Here is a 17,533-nt window from a genome sequence, read left to right as displayed (position 1 = left end):
TCACGCATGCCCCGTGGCGCTCTGCGCCACGTGCCACGATGGCCGGAATTACGAGCAAGGCCGCCGTGCCTTATACCATAGGCGCGCAAGTGTCCTTGCGGACACTTGCGCGCCGGCTCGCCTAGCCCGGGGCCTTGGGGGAAACCGGGGTCAGTTTCCAGATGTCTCGGTTGTACTCCGCAATCGTGCGGTCCGAGGAAAAATGGCCGCTGTAAGCGGTATTGAGGATGCTCATGCGCAGCCAGCGCTCGCGGTCTCGGTAGGCGACATCGACCTGCTCTTGCGCGTCGATATAGCTGCGGAAATCCGCGGCGGTCATCCAGGGGTCATGGGCATTGCGAATCGAGAGGATGATCGGATCGAAGATCCCCGGCTCGAACTGGTTGAAATGGCCGGACTCGAGCAAACTCATGACCTCGAGGAGCGCCGAGTCGCTGGCGATGATGCCGTTCGGGTCATAGTGGGCGCGCCGAGACTCGACCCCGGCGGCCGTGAGGCCGAACAGGAAGAAGTTCTCTTCCCCGACCTGCTCGCGGATCTCGATGTTGGCCCCGTCCAGGGTGCCGATGGTGATGGCGCCGTTCATCATGAACTTCATGTTGCCCGTGCCGGAGGCCTCCTTGCCGGCGGTCGAGATCTGCTCGGAGAGATCCGTCCCGGGTGCGATCACCTCCATCAAGGAGACACAGTAATCCGGGATGAAGGCGACCCGCAGCAGGCCCTCGGTCTCCGGGTCGCCGTTGATCGCGCGGGCGACATTGTTGACCAGCTTGATGATCTGCTTGGCCATCTGATAGCCCGGTGCAGCCTTGCCGCCGATCAGTACGCAGCGCGGGGTCCAGTCCCGCGTGTCGCCGCGCTTGATGCGGTTGTAGAGATGGATCACGTGCAGGATGTTGAGCAACTGACGCTTGTACTCGTGGATGCGTTTGACCTGCACATCGAAGAGTGCGTCGACGGGAAAGGCGACCCGGCAAACCTGCTCGACCGTGGCGGCAAGACAGCGCTTGTTGTCCTGCTTGATCCGATGCCAGCGCTCGCGGAAGTCTGCGTTCTCGGCGTAAGGTGCGAGGCGTTCGAGCTGGCCCAGATCGCGCACCCATTCGGTGCCGATGGTCTCGTTGAGCAGCTCGCGCAGTCCGGGATTGCACATGGCGAGCCAGCGACGAGGGGTCACGCCGTTGGTCTTGTTGTTGAATTTCTCGGGCCAGAGCTCGTAGAAGTCGCGGAACAAACCCTCGACGAGCAACTGGGAGTGCAGACCGGCGACCCCGTTGACCGAGAAGCTCCCGACGATTGCCAGGTAGGCCATCCGCACCTGTGACTCGTAACCTTCTTCGATCAGCGACATGCGTCTTTGGCGGTCGTTGTCGCCCGGCCAGCGGGTTGCCACTTCGGCGAGAAAGCGGGCATTGATCTCGTAGATGATCTGCAGAATGCGCGGAAGCAGTCGCTCGAAGAGCCGCACGGGCCAGCGTTCGAGTGCCTCGGGCAGCAAGGTGTGGTTGGTGTAGGCCATGGTCTTGCGGGTGATGGCCCAGGCCTGCGTCCATTCCAGACCGTGGTCGTCCATGAGTTGACGCATCAGCTCCGCGACCGAAACAGCGGGGTGCGTGTCGTTGAGCTGGAAGCAGTTCTTTTCGGCGAAGGTGCCGAAGTCCGGCCCGTTCAGACGGATCCAATCGCGCAGCACATCCTTGATGCTGGCGCTGGCCAGGAAGAACTGCTGACGCAGGCGCAGCTCCTTGCCGTTCTCGCTGGCATCGTTGGGGTAGAGCACCATGGTGATGTGCTCGGCGGCGTTCTTCTGCGCGACCGACTCGGGATAACTGCCCGAGTTGAACTCACCGAGATCGAACTCGTCGGTCGCGGCGGCCTTCCACATCCGCAGGGTATTGATGGTGCCGTTGCGATAACCGGGGATCGGGATATCGTAGGGGACGGCGAGCACGTCGTTGGTGTTGACCCAGCGCACGACTCGGCGCCCGTCGTTGTCTTTGTGGGTCTCGGTGTGGCCGCCGAACTGGATGCGTTGGGTGAACTCGGGGCGCTCCAACTCCCAGGGATTGCCGTCGCGTACCCAGTGATCGGGTTCTTCGATCTGATGGCCGTTCTCGATCAGCTGGCGAAACATCCCGTACTCGTAGTGCAGCCCGTAGCCCCTGACCGGAAGCTGCAGGGTGGCGCAGGAGTCGAGAAAGCAGGCCGCGAGCCGGCCGAGACCGCCATTGCCCAATCCGGCGTCGGGCTCGTTGCCGGCGATCTCCTCGAGCGCGATACCCAGGTCGTAGAGCCCCTTGGCGGCTGCATCGCTGACGCCGAGATTGAGCATGGCGTTGGAGAGGGTGCGCCCCATCAGGAACTCGAGCGATAGGTAATAGGTGCGCTTGCAGCCGGCGTCTTCATAGGCGTGTCGTGTGTCTTTCCAGCGCTCCATGAGACGGTCGCGCAGGGCGATGGCGAGTGCCTTGTAGGGATAGTAAGCGGACTGGCAGTCGCGATCCCGCCCGAAGGTATAGGCGTAGTAGTGCTGAAAATCGCGTGCGATACCCTCCGGGGTCATCGGCAGCGGGGGAGGTCGAAGAACTGCTCGTTCGGTCGGGCACTGATGAGGTTTTTGAACGGTGACATGGCGCCGCTGGATCCTTGATCGGTTGGGGTTGAGCTCGAGCCGAGTTGCCGATTCGCATCGGATGCGAGAGGCATCGACAGCTCGGTCGAGCGGGGTCGGTCGCTGAGTGAAGGTCTCCTCAAGGGTCTCGTCGAGTCAATTAGGCAACTATCGAGCCTGCTCTATTGCCTCGTTGACCTCGAGCCAGGCCTCCTCGGTGGATTCCAGGTCGGTGCTGACCTGGCGTTGTTCTTCGAGCAGCGCGAGCAATCGGGCCTTGGCTTCCGCGGCATAAAGGTCCGGATCGGCGAGCGTCTGCTCGAGCGCCGCGCGGCGGGCTGCAAGCGCTTCCATGCGTTTCTCGAGCGTTTTCTCCTGCTTTCGCAGCGGCTGCAGCGTCTGACGTGATTGTGCCGCCTGACGACGCTGTTGTTTGCGCTCGTTGCCGTCGGCTGCGGCGCCCGACGGCACCCCGGTCGAGCGCGTCGCCTCGGAGCCGCGACTCGGATCGTTGTTGGCCAGCCAGGCGGGGTAATCGTCCAGATCTCCGTCGAACGCTCGCACTGCACCGGCGTCGACCAAAAGCAGCGTGTCGGCGGTCACACGCAGCAGGTGACGGTCATGGGAGACCAGCACCAAGGCCCCATCGAACCCTTGGAGCGCTTCGGTCAAGGCATGCCGCATCTCGAGATCCAAATGGTTCGTCGGCTCGTCGAGCAGCAGCAGATTGGGCCGCTGGCGGATCAGCAGCGCGAGCACGAGCCGCGCCTTCTCGCCGCCCGAGAGTGGGCCGACCGGGCCGAGTGCGCGATCGCCTTCGAATCCGAAGCCGCCCAGATAGCTGCGCAGGACCTGCTCGGTCGCGCCCGGATCCTGACGCCGCAGATGGCCGAGCGGGCTGTCGTCCAGATGCAGCTGGTGGATCTGATGCTGGGCGAAATAGCCGACCTTCAGGGCCTGAGCGCGTTCCAAACGCCCGCTCGACGGGGTCAGCTCCCCGGCCAGGATCTTGATGAAGGTGGATTTGCCGGCCCCGTTGCGCCCCAGCAGTCCGATGCGATCCCCGGGGTTGAGGCTAAGCCCAACCCCCTCGATCACGGGCCCGTCGCCGTAGCCTGCCGCGATCTCGTCCAGGCGCAGCAATGGCCGCGGCAGGTTCTCGGCCGGGGCGAACGCGAATCGAAAGGGCGAATCCACGTGGGCCGGTGCGATCAGCTCCATGCGCTCGAGCGCCTTCAGGCGGCTTTGTGCTTGCCGCGCCTTGGTGGCTTGGGCGCGGAAGCGCTCGACGAAGCTGCGCATGTGCGCGATCTCGCGCTGTTGACGCTCGCTCGCGGCTTGCTGCTGGGCGAGCCGCTCGGCCCGTTGGCGCTCGAAGGCCGAGTAGTTGCCCGCATAGAGTGTCAGGCGCTGACGATCGAGATGTAGGATGTGTCCGGTCACGGCATCGAGAAAATCGCGATCGTGCGAGATCAAAAGGAGTGTTCCGGGATAGGCCTTCAACCAGCCTTCGAGCCAGATCACGGCGTCGAGATCCAGGTGGTTGGTCGGCTCGTCGAGCAGCAGGAGGTCCGAGCGACACATGAGGGTGCGCGCCAAGGCGAGACGCATCCGCCAGCCGCCCGAGTAACTGTTGACCGGGCGGCGCTCGTCGCCGGGTGCGAAGCCGAGCCCGTGCAGGAGTCGCGCGGCACGGCTTTCGGCCCCGTAGGCGTCGATGGCCTCCAGCCGCCCCAGCAGCTCGCCCTGATGCAGCCCGTCGCCGGCCGCCTCGGCCCGTGCAAGCTCGGTCTGGATGCGGCGCAGCTCCGCGTCGCCGTCGAGCACGAAATCGATCGCCGCACCCTCGCTGTCGGGGGTGTGCTGGGCGACGTGGGCGACCTCCCAGCCGGTCGGGATCGTCGCTTGCCCGGCATCGGCGTGGAGATCCCCGAGCAACAGCGCGAAGAGGCTCGACTTGCCGCAGCCGTTGTAGCCGACCAGGCCGACCTTTTGACCCGGATAGACGGTGACGTCGGCACCCTCGATCAAGAGGTGCGGGCCGCGGCGCAGGCTGAGTGATTGGAGCTGAAGCATGGTGTCGGGTCTAAACCGCGCCTAGCGCGTTGTGCGATGTTTTTGGATGGGATCGACCCCGGCAGACTTGACGTCCGCTGGAGTCGGCGCGGTTTAAACGATTCAACAATATCTCATTTCAGGCCACTTCCCGGCGAAGGGCCGTGGATGCATCAAACAGTGCAGGTCTTACCGGACGCGGTTTCATCACGGCGTCGGGTTGCCGCGATCGAGTCGACGATAACCGATCGCCTCGCCGAGATGTCGCTGCTCGATCCGAGCGAGGCCGTCGAGATCGGCAATCGTTCTGGCCACCTTCAGGATCCGGTGGTAGGCCCGCGCCGATAGGGCCAGACGTGTGATCGCCTGTTGGATCATGCGTTGCCCGTCGGACTCCAGTGCGCAGTCGCGCTCGATCTCGGCGGGTCCAATGACGTGATTGGCCTTGCCCGCGCGCGCAATCTGGCGGGCGCGTGCGCGATCCACGCGCTGTCTCACCAGCGCTGTCGTCTCCCGCGTCTCCGACGCGGATTCGCCGAGCCGCGACAGGTCCAGCCGAGGGACCTCGACGTGCATGTCGATCCGGTCGAGCAGCGGTCCCGAGATGCGTCCGCGATAGCGTCCCACCTGGTCAAGGGTACAACGGCAGCGCCCGCTGTTGTCCCCGAGATAACCGCATGGACAGGGATTCATCGCCGCAACCAATTGGAATCGCGCCGGAAAACGCGCCTGCCGCGCGGCCCGCGAGATGTCGATATGACCGGACTCCAAGGGCTCGCGCAAGACCTCCAGGACCTTGCGGTCGAACTCGGGCAGCTCGTCGAGAAACAAGACCCCTTGATGCGCGAGCGAGATCTCGCCGGGTCGCGGGTTGCTGCCGCCGCCCACCAGCGCGACGCCGGACGCCGTATGGTGCGGCGAGCGAAACGGACGCTCGCGCCAGCGCGCAGGGTCGAACAGGTCGCGGTCGCTCACCGAGCGGATCGCAGCCGCCTCGAGCGCCTCGTCCTCGCTCAGCGGCGGCAAGAGCCCGGGAGCCGGTTCGCCAACATCGACTTTCCGGTTCCGGGCGGACCGATCAACAGCAGGCTGTGGCCGCCCGCGGCAGCGATCTCCAAGGCCCGCTTCGCATGCTCCTGACCCCTGACCTCCGCGAGGTCGGGATAGACGGGCTCGACGAAAACTCGCTCGCCCGCCACGAAGGTCGGCAGCACACGCGTCCCGTTCAGATGCTCGCACACCTCCATCAGGTGCCGCGCCGGTCGGATCTCGAGCCCCGAGACCAGCGACGCCTCCGCGGCGTTCTCCGCAGGCAGGATCAGCTCGCGGCCCGCCTCGCGTGCCGCCACCGCGACGGGCAGGACGCCGTTGACCGGGCGCAACCCGCCCGAGAGCGCCAGCTCGCCGATCCACTCATACCGCTCGAGCCGCTCGGTGACGATCTGACCGGACGCGCCGAGGATGCCGAGTGCGATCGGCAGATCGAAGCGCCCGCCCTCCTTGGGAAGGTCGGCCGGTGCAAGGTTGATGGTGACCCGGCCGAGCGGAAACTGGAACCGGCCATTCAGCAAGGCGCCGCGCACGCGGTCCTTGCTCTCTTTGACCGCCATCTCGGGCAGCCCGACCATCGACAGATAGGGTAGCCCTCCGGATAGATGGACCTCGACCGTGACGGCGGGGGCGTGGATGCCGACCCGGGCGCGGCTGTGCAGGATACAGAGGGCCACGACCGGCTCGGTATCGGGGCCTCAATCCGCCCCCGATCGCCCGGGTGCGAGCGCACGCTCCAGCTCGGCAATGCGCGCTTCAAGCACCGCCAGTTTCTCGCGGCTGCGCGCCAGGACGGCGGACTGGACGTCGAACTCTTCACGGGTGACCAAGTCGAGCTTGTCCAGGCCGGATTCGAGCGACGCTCGGAGATTGCGGCCGATGTCTTCCTGCAACATCTGAAGGCCCTTCGGCATCGCCGATGCGAGGCGCTGGGCGAGATCGTCGAGCTGCTTGGGATCCAACATGGGGGTTCCTCTGTGCTGCGGTCTGTGCTTGACCCGTGGGTCCAACGTGGATGCGAGTGCCGATTCCGCGGCGACGCCATCGTCGCGAGAGCCGTCGTGACGCGATGCAGCCGCCATTATAGGACGGCCCGGCGGGCAAGTGGGCCGGCTTTCGATCGGCGTCCGTATTGCCGCACCCTTCTGGTGCGGCCGTTCTTCCGGGTGCTCGCTTATGCTTCGCCTTGGTGCGGTGCGTTGTTGTGTCTTTGTCACATGATGCTGAAATACCTCTTTCCGGTAAGGGTGTCGAGGCATGGCACGCTATCTGCTTAATCGACATCACAACGTCATAACCGGCGAGGTCACTCGGGCACCAGCCGGTATTTTTAAACCTCGACACGCAAGCCCGCATCATCGAGAGGCACACAGCAATGACAACACGACGCATCGGAACCGCCCTGGCGCTTGGGGCATTGACCATGAGCGCCGGCTCCTTCCAGATCGCCGCGGCCGACGAGGCGAACAGTTTCAGCGCCAATATCGGCGTGGTCAGCAACTACTTTTTCCGCGGCTTAACGCAGACCGACGACGGTCCGGCCGTTCAAGGCGGGGTCGATTACGAGCACAGCAGTGGTTTCTATGCGGGTGCGTGGATCTCCAACGTTGATTTCGGCGACGCTGTCGAATACGAGCTCAACGTCGACGGAAAGACGGTCGATGTCGTAGACACGTTCAGCTCACCCGGTTACGAGCTCGACGGCTATCTCGGTTACGGCATGGCCATCAACGACGATCTCAGCTTCGACGTCAACGCCATCTACTACGCATATCCCGATGGCGAGGATCTTGACTTCGCGGAAATCGGCGGCAGCGCGACCTGGAAATGGCTCACGCTCGGTTTGGCCTATACGGTCTACGGTCAGGCGGACGATGCCCCCGGGGTTGCTTCCGGCGAAGCGCTCTTCGTCGAAGGGGACTGGTACTACTACGCAGGCCTTGAGTTCGCGCTGCCCTACGATTTCGGGCTCGGCGTGCGCGGCGGCTATTATGATTTCGATTACAACGACGGCGGCAACGACTATGGTCATTGGGGTCTGACCATCAGCCGCGAGGCCGGTGATTTCGGCACCTTCAGCTTGAACTACGACCAGGTCGGACGCGAAACCTACAACGACGATCCGCAGTTCTGGGTCGGCTGGTTGAAGGAATTCTAAGTCATCCCGCCCCGCACTCGCGATTCCAATCCCTCGGCCAAGGGTTCGCCCTTGGCCTCTACAGGAGATCAATTGCAATGAAACTGGTTGCAGCCATCATCAAGCCGTTCAAGCTGGACGACGTCCGCGAGGCACTCGGGGACATCGGCGTATCCGGTATTACCGTCATCGAGGTCAAGGGCTTCGGTCGTCAGAAAGGGCATACGGAGCTTTACCGCGGCGCCGAGTATGTCGTGGATTTCCTCCCCAAGATCAAGGTGGAGATCGCGGTGGACGACGCGATGGTCGAGAAGGTGATCGAGGCCATCAGCAGCGCGGCGCGGACCGGCAAGATCGGCGACGGGAAGATCTTCGTCTTCGACCTGCAACAGGTCATCCGCATTCGTACCGGCGAGACCGGATCGGACGCACTTTAGTCGTCGCCGAGAGGATCGCAACGATGTACACATTGGAACCGCGACGACTGGTCGTGCCGGCCTTGGCGGCGCTCTCGCTGCTGACGCCTGCACTGGCGTTGGCCGAGGAGGTGCCTGTTCTGAACAGCGGTGATACGGCTTGGATGCTGACCGCGACCGCGCTCGTCCTATTTATGACCATCCCGGGTTTGGCGCTTTTCTACGGCGGAATGGTCCGCGCGAAGCTAGTCGATCTGGTCATCGGGCTGCGTGTCACCGAGGAGCAGGAAACCGAAGGTCTCGATCTTTCTCAGCACGGCGAGCGCGGTTACATCCTTTAAGCCGCTCGCCGAGGCGGATGCGTCCGACTCGGCGCCTGCCTCGCCTCGAACCTCTTGGAGATTCTCACGTGGAAGCAATTACCGAGTTGAGCTACGCGCTCGATACCTTTTATTTTCTCATCTCCGGCGCACTGGTCATGTGGATGGCCGCCGGCTTCGCGATGCTCGAGGCCGGGATGGTCCGTGCCAAGAACACCGCCGAAATCTTGACCAAGAACATCGCTCTCTTCGCGATCGCCTCGATCATGTACATGCTGGTGGGATACGGGATCATGTATCCGGCCGACGGCAACGGATTCATCCCCGCCATCGATTGGGGTTTCATGTTCGGCGGCGACAACAGCGTCGACGAGGTCCTGGGCAGCGACGGAGAGACCTACTACTCCGCGATGGCCGACTTCTTTTTCCAAGTCGTCTTCGTGGCGACCGCCATGTCGATCGTTTCCGGTGCCGTGGCCGAGCGGATGAAGCTCTGGGCCTTCCTGCTTTTTGCGGTCGTGATGACCGGGTTCATCTACCCGATGCAAGGCTACTGGAAGTGGGGCGGCGGGTTCCTCGACGAGCTCGGATTCCTTGACTTCGCAGGCTCCGGCATCGTGCACTTGGCCGGTGCATCGGCGGCGCTCGCAGGCGTTCTTCTGCTGGGTGCGCGCAAGGGCAAGTACGGCAAAGACGGATCGATCAACGCCATCCCGGGCGCGAATATGCCGCTTGCTACGCTCGGTACCTTTATCCTCTGGCTTGGCTGGTTCGGCTTCAACGGCGGGTCGCAGCTGGTCATCTCCAACATCGAGGATGCCAATGCGGTGGCGGCGATCTTCGTCAACACCAACATGTCCGCAGCCGGCGGAACCATCTTCGGTCTGATCACGGCGCGGCTGTTGTTCGGCAAGGCGGATCTTACGATGGCCCTGAACGGTGCCCTTGCCGGGCTGGTCGCCATCACGGCCGAGCCGCTCACACCCTCGCCCTTGCTCGCGACCATGATCGGGGCCATCGGCGGCGTGATCGTCGTCTTCGCGATCGTGACCATGGACAAGCTGCGGGTCGATGATCCGGTCGGCGCCATCTCCGTGCATGGCGTAGTCGGAATGTGGGGTCTGATGGCGGTACCCATCACCAACAGCGACGCCAGCTTCGCTGCTCAGGCGATCGGTCTCGGCACCATCCTGGGTTGGGTCTTCGTGACCTCCTTCATCGTCTGGCTGATCCTCAAGCTCATCATGGGCATCCGAGTCAGCGAGGAAGAGGAGTACGAGGGTGTCGATATCGGGGAGTGCGGCCTGGAGGCCTATCCCGAGTTTGTCGGGGCTCGCGGAGGCTCTTGATCGTCCGCTTTACGCTGTTGTGAATTCTTCGGGGCCCGTCGGGCCCCATTTTTTTGCCCTCCGAATCGTAGGATGGGTAGAGCGCAGCGAAACCCATCAAGGTCGGCTGAAACGCCGTGAAACAAACAGGCGGTGTTCGGCGCCCCCGGGAGCGCTGGACCTTGCTTCACCTCGGTCCGCTATACGACGCGTCGGAAGGCCCGAGCAATCGGGCTCAGTCTGCGATCTCGGCGAGCGCGCGGCGGAAGAACTCGGGTTGCGCCAAGGCGGCACGATGGATCTCGGCGTTGTAGTAGAGGGTGTCGAAGCCTTTGCGCGCAGCGTCTTCGAGCCGAAAATCCCCGAGCGACAGGTCGGTGCCCGCCATCGTCGCGCTCCACCAGCCGGAGGGATAGATCGGTTGGGGGAAAAAGAGTGTGCGGGTGTCGCGGAAACCGGCGCTGCGCATCGCGGTGTGCATCTCGGTCAGGATGCGCATGTGATACAGGGGGGATTCGCTCTGCTGAACCAGAATGCCGCCCGTGCCCAAGGCGCGTCGGCAGTGGGCGTAGAAGTCGCTGGTGAAGAGACCGACCGCGGGACCGACGGGGTCGGTACTGTCGACGATGATGATGTCCAGACTGCCGGCATCCGCCTCCTGGATCCAGCGCACCCCGTCCTCGAACAACAGATGCGCGCGCGCATCGCCGTTGGAGGCGGTGAGCTCAGGAAAAAACATCTCGGACAGACGCGTCACACGCTCGTCGATGTCGATCTGAACCGCCTGCTCGACGCCGGGGTGCTTCAACACCTCGCGCAGGGTGCCGCAGTCGCCGCCCCCGATGATGCAGACCCGCTTGGGATTCGGATGGGTAAAGAGCGCCGGGTGCGACATCATCTCGTGATAGAGAAAGTTGTCGCGGGTCGAGAGCATGGTGCAGCCGTCGATGACCATGAGATTGCCGAAACCCTCGGTCTCGTAGATCTCGATGTGCTGATAGCGGCTCTGCTCCTCGTGGAGCTTCGAGGAGATCCGCAGCGAGAAGGCGGCGCCGTCCGCGGCGGCGACCTCGGAGAACCAGGTGTTGGGATCGAGCATGAGGGGCGTGTCCTGAGTGGTTTGGCGGGCATGACGATAGGGACGGTACACAAGATGCGCGGCCTATTTGGGGAATCGGTCGTCCAGGTTCGCCGGGCACAGGACGTCGCGCATGATGCCGATGAGGTCGAGCAACTGATCGTTGCGGATGCGGTAATAGATGCGATTGGCCTCTTTGCGGGCAACCACGATGTTCTTGTTGCGCAGCTGCTCCAGGTGCTGAGAGATGTTGCTTTGCGACGTCCCGGTCCGATCGACGATCTCGCCGACGGAGAGCTCCTTGTCGCCGAGCGAGCAGAGGATCTTCCATCGCAGAGGGTGGGCCATGGCCTTCAGGGCGTTGGCGGTCAGGGTCGTGTCTTCATCGTCTTCGGGGGTCTCGGGGACCATCGGTTCACTCATTCTTGCTCCTCCCTTGGGGCTCCAATCTTCTCGTGTTGTTGCTTATCCCCCTGTCGGCAGGGCTCTTGCGCTCCCGTTCTCCCCGACCCGCACGTAGCCGGTCATATCCTTGGCAATACAGATGATATCGCTGATCCGCCCTTCGGTATCCTTCACCGCGGTGCGCGAGAAGAGGATCGGGACGCGCCGGCCGTCGCGAGCGATAAAGCGCGCCTCGATCCGGCTCAAGGCTCCGGTACGGATCAGTGCTTCCAGCCAGGTTCCCATGAAGGCGCCTGCTTCGGCGTCGCCTTCCTCTTCGAAGACGTCTCCGATGGGCATGCCGCGCAGATCCTCCCCGCGGTAGCCGAGCATCTTCCACGCCGCCGGGTTGGTGTGTGTGATGGTACCGCTCGGATCCAAGACCAAGAGCGCTTCACCCATATGCGTGATGATGTTCTCGAGGTATTGCCGTGCTTCGGCCAGCTCCCTTGTGCGTTCCTCGACCGTCTGCTCCAGGGTGCGGTTGAGCTCGCGCTCCTTTTCGATCAGCCTGAAGTAGGTGCTGATCTTGTTGATCAGAAGGTTGTCGTCGATCGGTTTAAGCAGATAGTCGACGGCACCGACGGCGAATCCGCGCTGCTGAAACTCTTCCGATTTGAAGGCCGCGGTCAGGAAGATAATCGGGATATCGCGCGTGCGCTTGCGCAATTTGAGCATGGACGCGGTCTCGAAGCCGTCCATCTCGGGCATCTGGACATCGAGGATGATGAGGTCGATGTCCGGATACCGGTGGGTCAGGTCGATGGCGTCCTGCCCCGAGGTGGCCTCGAGAACCTCGACATCCATCTCGCTCTCGATCAGGGTTCGGAGCGTGAAGAGGTTGTGAGCGTGGTCGTCGACGATCAGCAGCTTGAAGCCGGCGTAGCGGGTCATGTCGTCTGCCCTTGTGCGCCCGGAACCGACGCGAGCTGGACTCGGCGGCTCAAACGATCGGTTCGCGGATCGCTGCGGATGGCTCCGGGACCTGTCTGTCCGGCAGCACCTCGGCGAGCAGCGCCGTGAGTTGATCGGGATCGATGGGTTTGGATAGAAATTCGACGGCACCCGCACCCAAGCAGTCGTCAACCCGAGTCTTGGCCGATCGATCGCCGAGCACGGCAACGGCCGGGTGAGGCCCCGCACTGCGGCTCAACAGTGTCCGAATCGTAGCACAGGTCATGTCGTCGGACACCCCGGCGGCCAGCAGCACCAGCTCGCAGCCTTCACCCTCGTCCTGTAGGGTCTCGAGTGCCTCGTCGAGATCGGCCGCAGTTTGCACGCGCAGGTCGCGCCGCGACAGCTCCGAGGCGAGCTGAACGAGGGTTTTGACGTCGCGCTCGACGATCAGCACCCAGCCGCCGCTCGCACCTGTACCGGTACCCCGGCTCGAGGTCGAGCGGAGCGCACCGGGAGAGTCCTCGGGCGGAAGCGGCGTGACGTGTGCGCTTGCCGGTGCGGCCGCCGAGACGCCTTCCGGCTCGACGGCGGCGACGGCGGCGACGGGCATGAGGAGGGTGAAGCAGGCGCCGGCGCCGGGCGAGCTTTCGACCTGGATCCGTCCACCGAGCAAGAGCGCGAGCTCGCGGCTGATCGAGAGTCCCAAGCCGGTGCCGCCGTAGCGGCGGCGCGTCGACCCGTCGGCCTGCTGGAAGGCCTCGAAGATGATCTCCTGTTTGTCGTGCGGGATCCCGATTCCGGTGTCGGCGACGCTGAGCGCGACCGCTTTCTGGGGATCCTCTCCCGCATCGACCGCCAGGGTGATGCGCCCCTGCTCGGTGAACTTCACGGCGTTCGAGAGAAAATTCTTGAGGATCTGTCGCAGCTTGTCGCGATCCGTGTGGACCCGCGTCGCGGCGCGCGGGTCGATCTCGAGGTCGAGCACGACCGGTTTCTCCGCCACCATCGGCTCGACCAACTCGATCAGCTCTTCGAGCATCGGACGCAGCTCGACCCAGTCGGAGGTCACGGCGACGTGTCCGGCCTCGATCCGCGAGATGTCCAGGATGTTGTCGATCATGGTCCGCAGATCGCGCCCGGCCTCGTGGATCACCTGGGCTTGGCGTCGCTGCCCCGGATTGAGTCCGCTGGTCTCGGCGGCCAACATCTTGGAGAGCAGGAGGATCGAGTTCAGCGGCGTGCGCAGCTCGTGGCTGACGTTGGCCAGGAACTCGGACTTGTACCGGTTGGATCGCTCCAGCTCGCGGGTATGGGCTTGCGCCGCCTGCAGGTGCTCGGCGTGGGTCTGCGCGAGCACGGTGAGCTGCTCGCCGAGCTCGCGGATCTCCCGCGGACCGCGCCAACTGAAGCGCAGCGGCCGACCGTCGCGCAGCACCTGTCCGATTCCGCCCCGGAGCTCCTCGCCGAAATACTCGGCACGGGCCGCGATCCATCGCGCCAGCACCATCACCACCAAGACCAGAAGGAAGATGATCGAGAGGACACGCACGATCAAGGCGTCGCGAAACTCCTCGATCGGCGAGGGGTCCACAGCGCGGCCTACCCAGAGCGGCACCCCGTCCTCGGTCAGGAACATCGGCACCCAGAGCAGCTGCCGGCCTTGTCGGCCCTTCCAGACGGCAAGGGTGCCGCCGGCAAAGATCTCGGCCAAGCCGGGGAAGGCGTCGAAGGCCTCGGGCTGGCCACTTGCCGGCTGACCGGGACGCAGATAGCTGCCGTCGTGATTCACCCACAGCGTGTCCCGGTAGAACTGGGCGAGTCCGCCGACATCGATGGTCATCACGACCACCCCGCGCGGGTCTTCCGGCTTCTCCCCGCCGATTCGGCTGACCAGGCTCAGCGTCATGAGCTGGCGCGGGTCGTCGACACCCGCCAAGGGGTCGATACGGATTCGACTCACCATCACTGCGCCGGACTGCAGATCGAGTCCGGCAGTCAGGAATTCGCGATTCGGGACCTGCGGGGGCGAGGCGGTCGGTCGCCATTCCTGTGTGCGGGCATCGCGAGCCAGCCAGAAACGCTCCTGAGCGTCGTCGCCGACGAAGAGGATCTGGATGATGTCGCGTTGATCGGCGAGGATCTGATTGATCCAGGCGGTGTAGCGTGCGCGTGCGACGTCGATCTGATCCGCATTGCCCTGCTCGCCGAGAATCAGGCCGGGCTCGGGGAGCTTCGAGAGCAGCCGGATCATCTCGTGTCGACTGGCCAGATGTTGGTCGAGATCACGAAAGTCCGCGCGCAGATTCTGCAGATAGGCGCGCTGGTAGAACATCGCGGTGCGATCCAGCACCAGCGGGAGGTTGATCAGCACGGCCAACACCAGCGGGGTCAGGCCGAAGATCAAGAGGAAGATCAGGATGTAGGCGCGCAGCTTCACGCTCCGCGCAGTCTCCGAGCGCGGCTCGGGGTCGAGCGCGGGGGAGGACGAAGGAGCGCCCGGGCCGGACACCGATCCCGGCTCGACCGAGGAGATCGGGCTTCTCTCCTCGGTCGGCGGCGAGAGCATCTCGATGGCCGTTCCCGGTCGCGGATCAGAGCGCCTGGACCAGTTCCAGGATCTGGGCGGCATGGCCCTTGGGCTTGACGTCGTAGAGTGCATGTCGGATGACGCCGCCCTTGTCGACGACGAAGGTCGAGCGAACGATCCCCATGCGTTTCTCGCCGTGCGCCTCCTTCTCGCGCCACACGCCGTAAGCCTCGCACGCCTCGCCCTCGGTATCGGCGAGCAGTTGGACGGTCAAACCGTATTTGTCGCGGAAGGCGCCGTGACTGGTGCAGGTGTCGCGGCTGATGCCCACGACATCGGTCTCGGCGGCGTCGAAGTCGGCTTGCAGGTCGGTGAAGTCAAGCGCCTCCATCGTGCAGCCCGGTGTGTCGTCCTTCGGATAAAAGTAGATCACCAGGTTGCGTTGCCCGAGGAGCCGATCGAGGCTCACCCGCCCCATGTCCGCGTTGGGGAGTGTGAAGACGGGCGCGTGATCGCCAGGTTGCAGCATCGCGAAGGGCTCCGGGTGGTCGAGCGGATTGATGGATGTCAGGGCGGAATTTAGGCACCCTCGCACGGCACGTCAACCGCCTTACCGTTGCGCGGCGCAAGGGCGGGCTCGAGCTCGAGCGGCGGCAAGCGAACGCTCGCGACGGTCCCGCCTCCGCGACGGGTGCCCAGATGAAGCTCCATCTGGTTCGACAAGGCGAGCTGATAGGCCACGGCAAGACCCAATCCCGTGCCGCCGGTCAGGCGGTTGCGCGAGGTCTCCAGGCGGTAGTAAGGACGGAAGACGGCCTCGCGCTCCGCTTCCGGGATCCCCGGCCCGCGATCGAGCACGAAGATCACGGGCGTCGTTGTCTTGCAGTCGAGATGGATCTCGACCAGGTCTTGACTGTAACGCAGGGCGTTTTCGAGCAGATTGCTCAGGATGCGGCGCAACGCCAAGACGTCGGCGCGATAGCGGCACGAGCGACTGCGTTGCCAGATCACCCGCGGTCGACCGGCGACCAGGTCGTCGATCAAGGCGGCGAGATCGACGTCCTCGCGCTTGCCTGTTTCGAGGCTCTTGCCGAAATCGATCGCCTGGGTGATGAGTGCGTTCATCTCCTCGATGTCGCGTTCCATCCGGGCGACGAGCGCCGGTGCGGTGCCGCGCGGCAGCATCTCCACGGCGAGACGCAAGCGTGTCAGCGGCGTGCGCAGATCGTGCGAGATCCCGGCCAGCAGCAGGGTGCGATTGGCGATCAGCTCGCGGATACGTCGACTGGTGGTATTGAACTGACGCGCGAGGTTTGCGAGCTCTTTGGGGCCGCTTTCCGACAAGACGGCCGGCGAGTAGCCGAGCGCGACCTGCTCGGCGGCCTTGGAGAGGCGGTTGAGCGGCTGGGTGACGCGGCCCGCCAGGATCAGCGCACTACCGACGATCAAGAGCACCGCGACACCGATGATGACGGACAGGCCCTCGATCGGGCGCGTCTCGACCCGGCTGCGGGGGAACCCTGCCCAGACCGTTTCTCCGCTCGCATCCAGTGCGACCCAGAACCACCGCTCGTTGTTGGCGACACTGGTCACGATTTCCACCTCGCCGCCGAGTCGGTCTTCCAGGGCGCGTTTGAGCTGGCCGATATACGGGAAGAAGAACTGGTTCACATCCGTGAGCGGACGCTCCTCGGCGAGTCGGATCTGGTACTCCCGCGCCAGCCTGGAGCGATAGTCGTCACGCGTCTCCGCCGGGAGCTGACGCAGGGTCCGCGCCGACAACACCATGATGCTCGCCAGATCCGAGGCGGAGCGTTGCGCGACCGGCGTCAGCGCATAGGAGACGATGACCCAAAAGGTGACGAGGCCGAACAGCCCGAAGGTGAAGACCAAGGTGAGCAGCGCGCGCCCGAACAGGCTTGCCGGGATCAGCTTGGCAAAAAGCGTCATGCGTCGCCCGCCGGCGTGAACATGTAACCCTTGCCCCAGATGGTGCGGATGTAGCGCGGGCGCTTCGTATCCGGCTCGATCTTCGCGCGCAGGCGCGCGATCTGCACGTCGATGCTGCGATCGAAGGGCGAGCGCTCGTAGCCTTTGAGCAGGTCGAGCAGCAGATCGCGATCCAAGACGCGGTCGGGATGTTCGGCAAGGATGCGCAGCAGCTCGAGCTCACCGGAGGTGAGCACGACGGGTTGATCGCCGCGGCGCAGCTCGCGTTGGCCGAGGTCGAGCCGATAGGATCCGAAGCGGATCACCCCCTCGTCCTCGCGGGGCTCGGCTGGCGCGCTCGGGGCGCGGCGGCGCAACACCGCACGGATTCGCGCAAGCAGCTCCCGCGGATTGAAGGGCTTTGGCATATAGTCGTCGGCGCCGACCTCCAGGCCGACAATCCGATCGATGTCGTCGCCGCGGGCCGACAGCATGATGATCGGGGTATCTGCGCGCGCGCGCAGTCGGCGTGCCAGCGTCAGTCCGTCCTCGCCGGGGAGCATCAGGTCGAGGATCACCAAGTCCGTCTCATGCTCCGCCAGCCAGGCATCCATCGCCACGCCGTCCTCGGCCCCGGCCACGCTGAAGCCCTCCCCGGCGAGATAGTCTCCGAGCAGGGCGCGCAGGGCCGAATCGTCGTCGACAACCAGGATCTGGATCGGTGTATCGGGCATCTCGGCA

Annotated in this window: 12 protein-coding genes and 3 pseudogenes; 4 read left to right on the top strand and 11 right to left on the bottom strand. The window is 64.3% G+C overall.

Features of this window, described 5'->3' with window-relative positions; translation table 11 throughout:
• Positions 1–121: 121 nt before the first annotated feature.
• The 4 genes and pseudogenes from KFB96_RS17395 to KFB96_RS17380 all read right to left on the bottom strand — a co-directional run bounded on the left by KFB96_RS17395 (position 122) and on the right by KFB96_RS17380 (position 6,681).
• A pseudogene (locus KFB96_RS17395) lies at positions 122–2,631 on the bottom strand (glycogen/starch/alpha-glucan phosphorylase).
• A gap of 148 nt (positions 2,632–2,779) precedes the next feature.
• Positions 2,780–4,687, bottom strand: coding sequence for an ATP-binding cassette domain-containing protein (locus KFB96_RS17390; protein ID WP_213460016.1), 1,908 nt, complete (start codon positions 4,685–4,687; stop codon positions 2,780–2,782).
• A gap of 186 nt (positions 4,688–4,873) precedes the next feature.
• Positions 4,874–6,393: pseudogene (locus tag KFB96_RS17385) on the bottom strand (YifB family Mg chelatase-like AAA ATPase).
• A gap of 21 nt (positions 6,394–6,414) precedes the next feature.
• Positions 6,415–6,681 (bottom strand): accessory factor UbiK family protein, encoded by a 267-nt coding sequence (locus KFB96_RS17380; protein WP_213460012.1) that lies wholly within the window; start codon positions 6,679–6,681, stop codon positions 6,415–6,417.
• Between the two features lie 410 nt (positions 6,682–7,091).
• On the opposite strand from KFB96_RS17380, the gene KFB96_RS17375 reads away from it, so the two are divergent.
• From KFB96_RS17375 to KFB96_RS17360, 4 genes and pseudogenes are all read left to right on the top strand, one after another.
• A complete protein-coding gene (locus KFB96_RS17375; protein ID WP_213460010.1) occupies positions 7,092–7,874 on the top strand; it encodes a TorF family putative porin in 783 nt (260 codons plus the stop codon).
• A 77-nt stretch (positions 7,875–7,951) separates the two neighbouring features.
• A complete protein-coding gene (locus KFB96_RS17370) occupies positions 7,952–8,290 on the top strand; it encodes a P-II family nitrogen regulator (RefSeq protein ID WP_007194091.1) in 339 nt (112 codons plus the stop codon).
• A gap of 23 nt (positions 8,291–8,313) precedes the next feature.
• Positions 8,314–8,514 (top strand): annotated as a pseudogene (locus KFB96_RS17365) (ammonia channel protein); the annotation flags it as partial.
• A gap of 164 nt (positions 8,515–8,678) precedes the next feature.
• Positions 8,679–9,938, top strand: coding sequence for an ammonium transporter (locus tag KFB96_RS17360; RefSeq protein ID WP_213460007.1), 1,260 nt, complete (start codon positions 8,679–8,681; stop codon positions 9,936–9,938).
• Positions 9,939–10,152: 214 nt separating this feature from the next.
• Here KFB96_RS17360 and speE read toward each other — a convergent pair whose 3' ends face one another.
• The 7 genes from speE to KFB96_RS17325 form a co-directional block, all read right to left on the bottom strand.
• Positions 10,153–11,016: a polyamine aminopropyltransferase gene (speE, locus tag KFB96_RS17355; protein ID WP_213460005.1), complete on the bottom strand. Its 864-nt coding sequence runs from the start codon at positions 11,014–11,016 to the stop codon at positions 10,153–10,155.
• 63 nt (positions 11,017–11,079) lie between these two features.
• Positions 11,080–11,418 carry a metalloregulator ArsR/SmtB family transcription factor gene (locus KFB96_RS17350; RefSeq protein WP_213460003.1) on the bottom strand — a complete coding sequence of 113 codons (339 nt, stop codon included), beginning with the start codon at positions 11,416–11,418 and terminating at the stop codon, positions 11,080–11,082.
• A gap of 42 nt (positions 11,419–11,460) precedes the next feature.
• Positions 11,461–12,333: a response regulator gene (locus tag KFB96_RS17345; protein ID WP_213460001.1), complete on the bottom strand. Its 873-nt coding sequence runs from the start codon at positions 12,331–12,333 to the stop codon at positions 11,461–11,463.
• 49 nt (positions 12,334–12,382) lie between these two features.
• Entirely contained in the window at positions 12,383–14,773 is a 2,391-nt protein-coding gene (locus tag KFB96_RS17340) for an ATP-binding protein (protein ID WP_213460000.1), read from the bottom strand.
• Between the two features lie 154 nt (positions 14,774–14,927).
• The gene (locus tag KFB96_RS17335; protein ID WP_213459998.1) at positions 14,928–15,392 is read right to left on the bottom strand and encodes a peroxiredoxin; all 465 of its coding nucleotides are present in this window, start codon (positions 15,390–15,392) and stop codon (positions 14,928–14,930) included.
• Positions 15,393–15,442: 50 nt separating this feature from the next.
• Positions 15,443–16,813 carry an ATP-binding protein gene (locus tag KFB96_RS17330; RefSeq protein ID WP_213459996.1) on the bottom strand — a complete coding sequence of 457 codons (1,371 nt, stop codon included), beginning with the start codon at positions 16,811–16,813 and terminating at the stop codon, positions 15,443–15,445.
• Positions 16,810–17,526 (bottom strand): response regulator, encoded by a 717-nt coding sequence (locus KFB96_RS17325; protein WP_213459994.1) that lies wholly within the window; start codon positions 17,524–17,526, stop codon positions 16,810–16,812. Before KFB96_RS17325 ends, KFB96_RS17330 begins: the two co-directional genes overlap by 4 nt.
• Positions 17,527–17,533: the final 7 nt, after the last annotated feature.

It is taken from the genome of Thiocapsa sp., from assembly GCF_018399035.1.
GTDB lineage: Bacteria > Pseudomonadota > Gammaproteobacteria > Chromatiales > Chromatiaceae > Thiocapsa.
This window is presented reverse-complemented; position numbering and strand designations above follow the sequence as displayed.

Excerpts from the sequence above, each read along its gene's own strand:
- KFB96_RS17345 (WP_213460001.1), bottom strand. The coding sequence starts at position 12,333 with ATGACCCGCTACGCCGGCTTCAAGCTGCTGATCGTCGACGACCACGCT.
- KFB96_RS17325 (WP_213459994.1), bottom strand. The coding sequence starts at position 17,526 with ATGCCCGATACACCGATCCAGATCCTGGTTGTCGACGACGATTCGGCC.
- KFB96_RS17330 (WP_213459996.1), bottom strand. The coding sequence starts at position 16,813 with ATGACGCTTTTTGCCAAGCTGATCCCGGCAAGCCTGTTCGGGCGCGCG.
- KFB96_RS17350 (WP_213460003.1), bottom strand. The coding sequence starts at position 11,418 with ATGAGTGAACCGATGGTCCCCGAGACCCCCGAAGACGATGAAGACACG.
- KFB96_RS17370 (WP_007194091.1), top strand. The coding sequence starts at position 7,952 with ATGAAACTGGTTGCAGCCATCATCAAGCCGTTCAAGCTGGACGACGTC.
- KFB96_RS17380 (WP_213460012.1), bottom strand. The coding sequence starts at position 6,681 with ATGTTGGATCCCAAGCAGCTCGACGATCTCGCCCAGCGCCTCGCATCG.
- KFB96_RS17335 (WP_213459998.1), bottom strand. The coding sequence starts at position 15,392 with ATGCTGCAACCTGGCGATCACGCGCCCGTCTTCACACTCCCCAACGCG.
- KFB96_RS17390 (WP_213460016.1), bottom strand. The coding sequence starts at position 4,687 with ATGCTTCAGCTCCAATCACTCAGCCTGCGCCGCGGCCCGCACCTCTTG.
- KFB96_RS17375 (WP_213460010.1), top strand. The coding sequence starts at position 7,092 with ATGACAACACGACGCATCGGAACCGCCCTGGCGCTTGGGGCATTGACC.
- speE (WP_213460005.1), bottom strand. The coding sequence starts at position 11,016 with ATGCTCGATCCCAACACCTGGTTCTCCGAGGTCGCCGCCGCGGACGGC.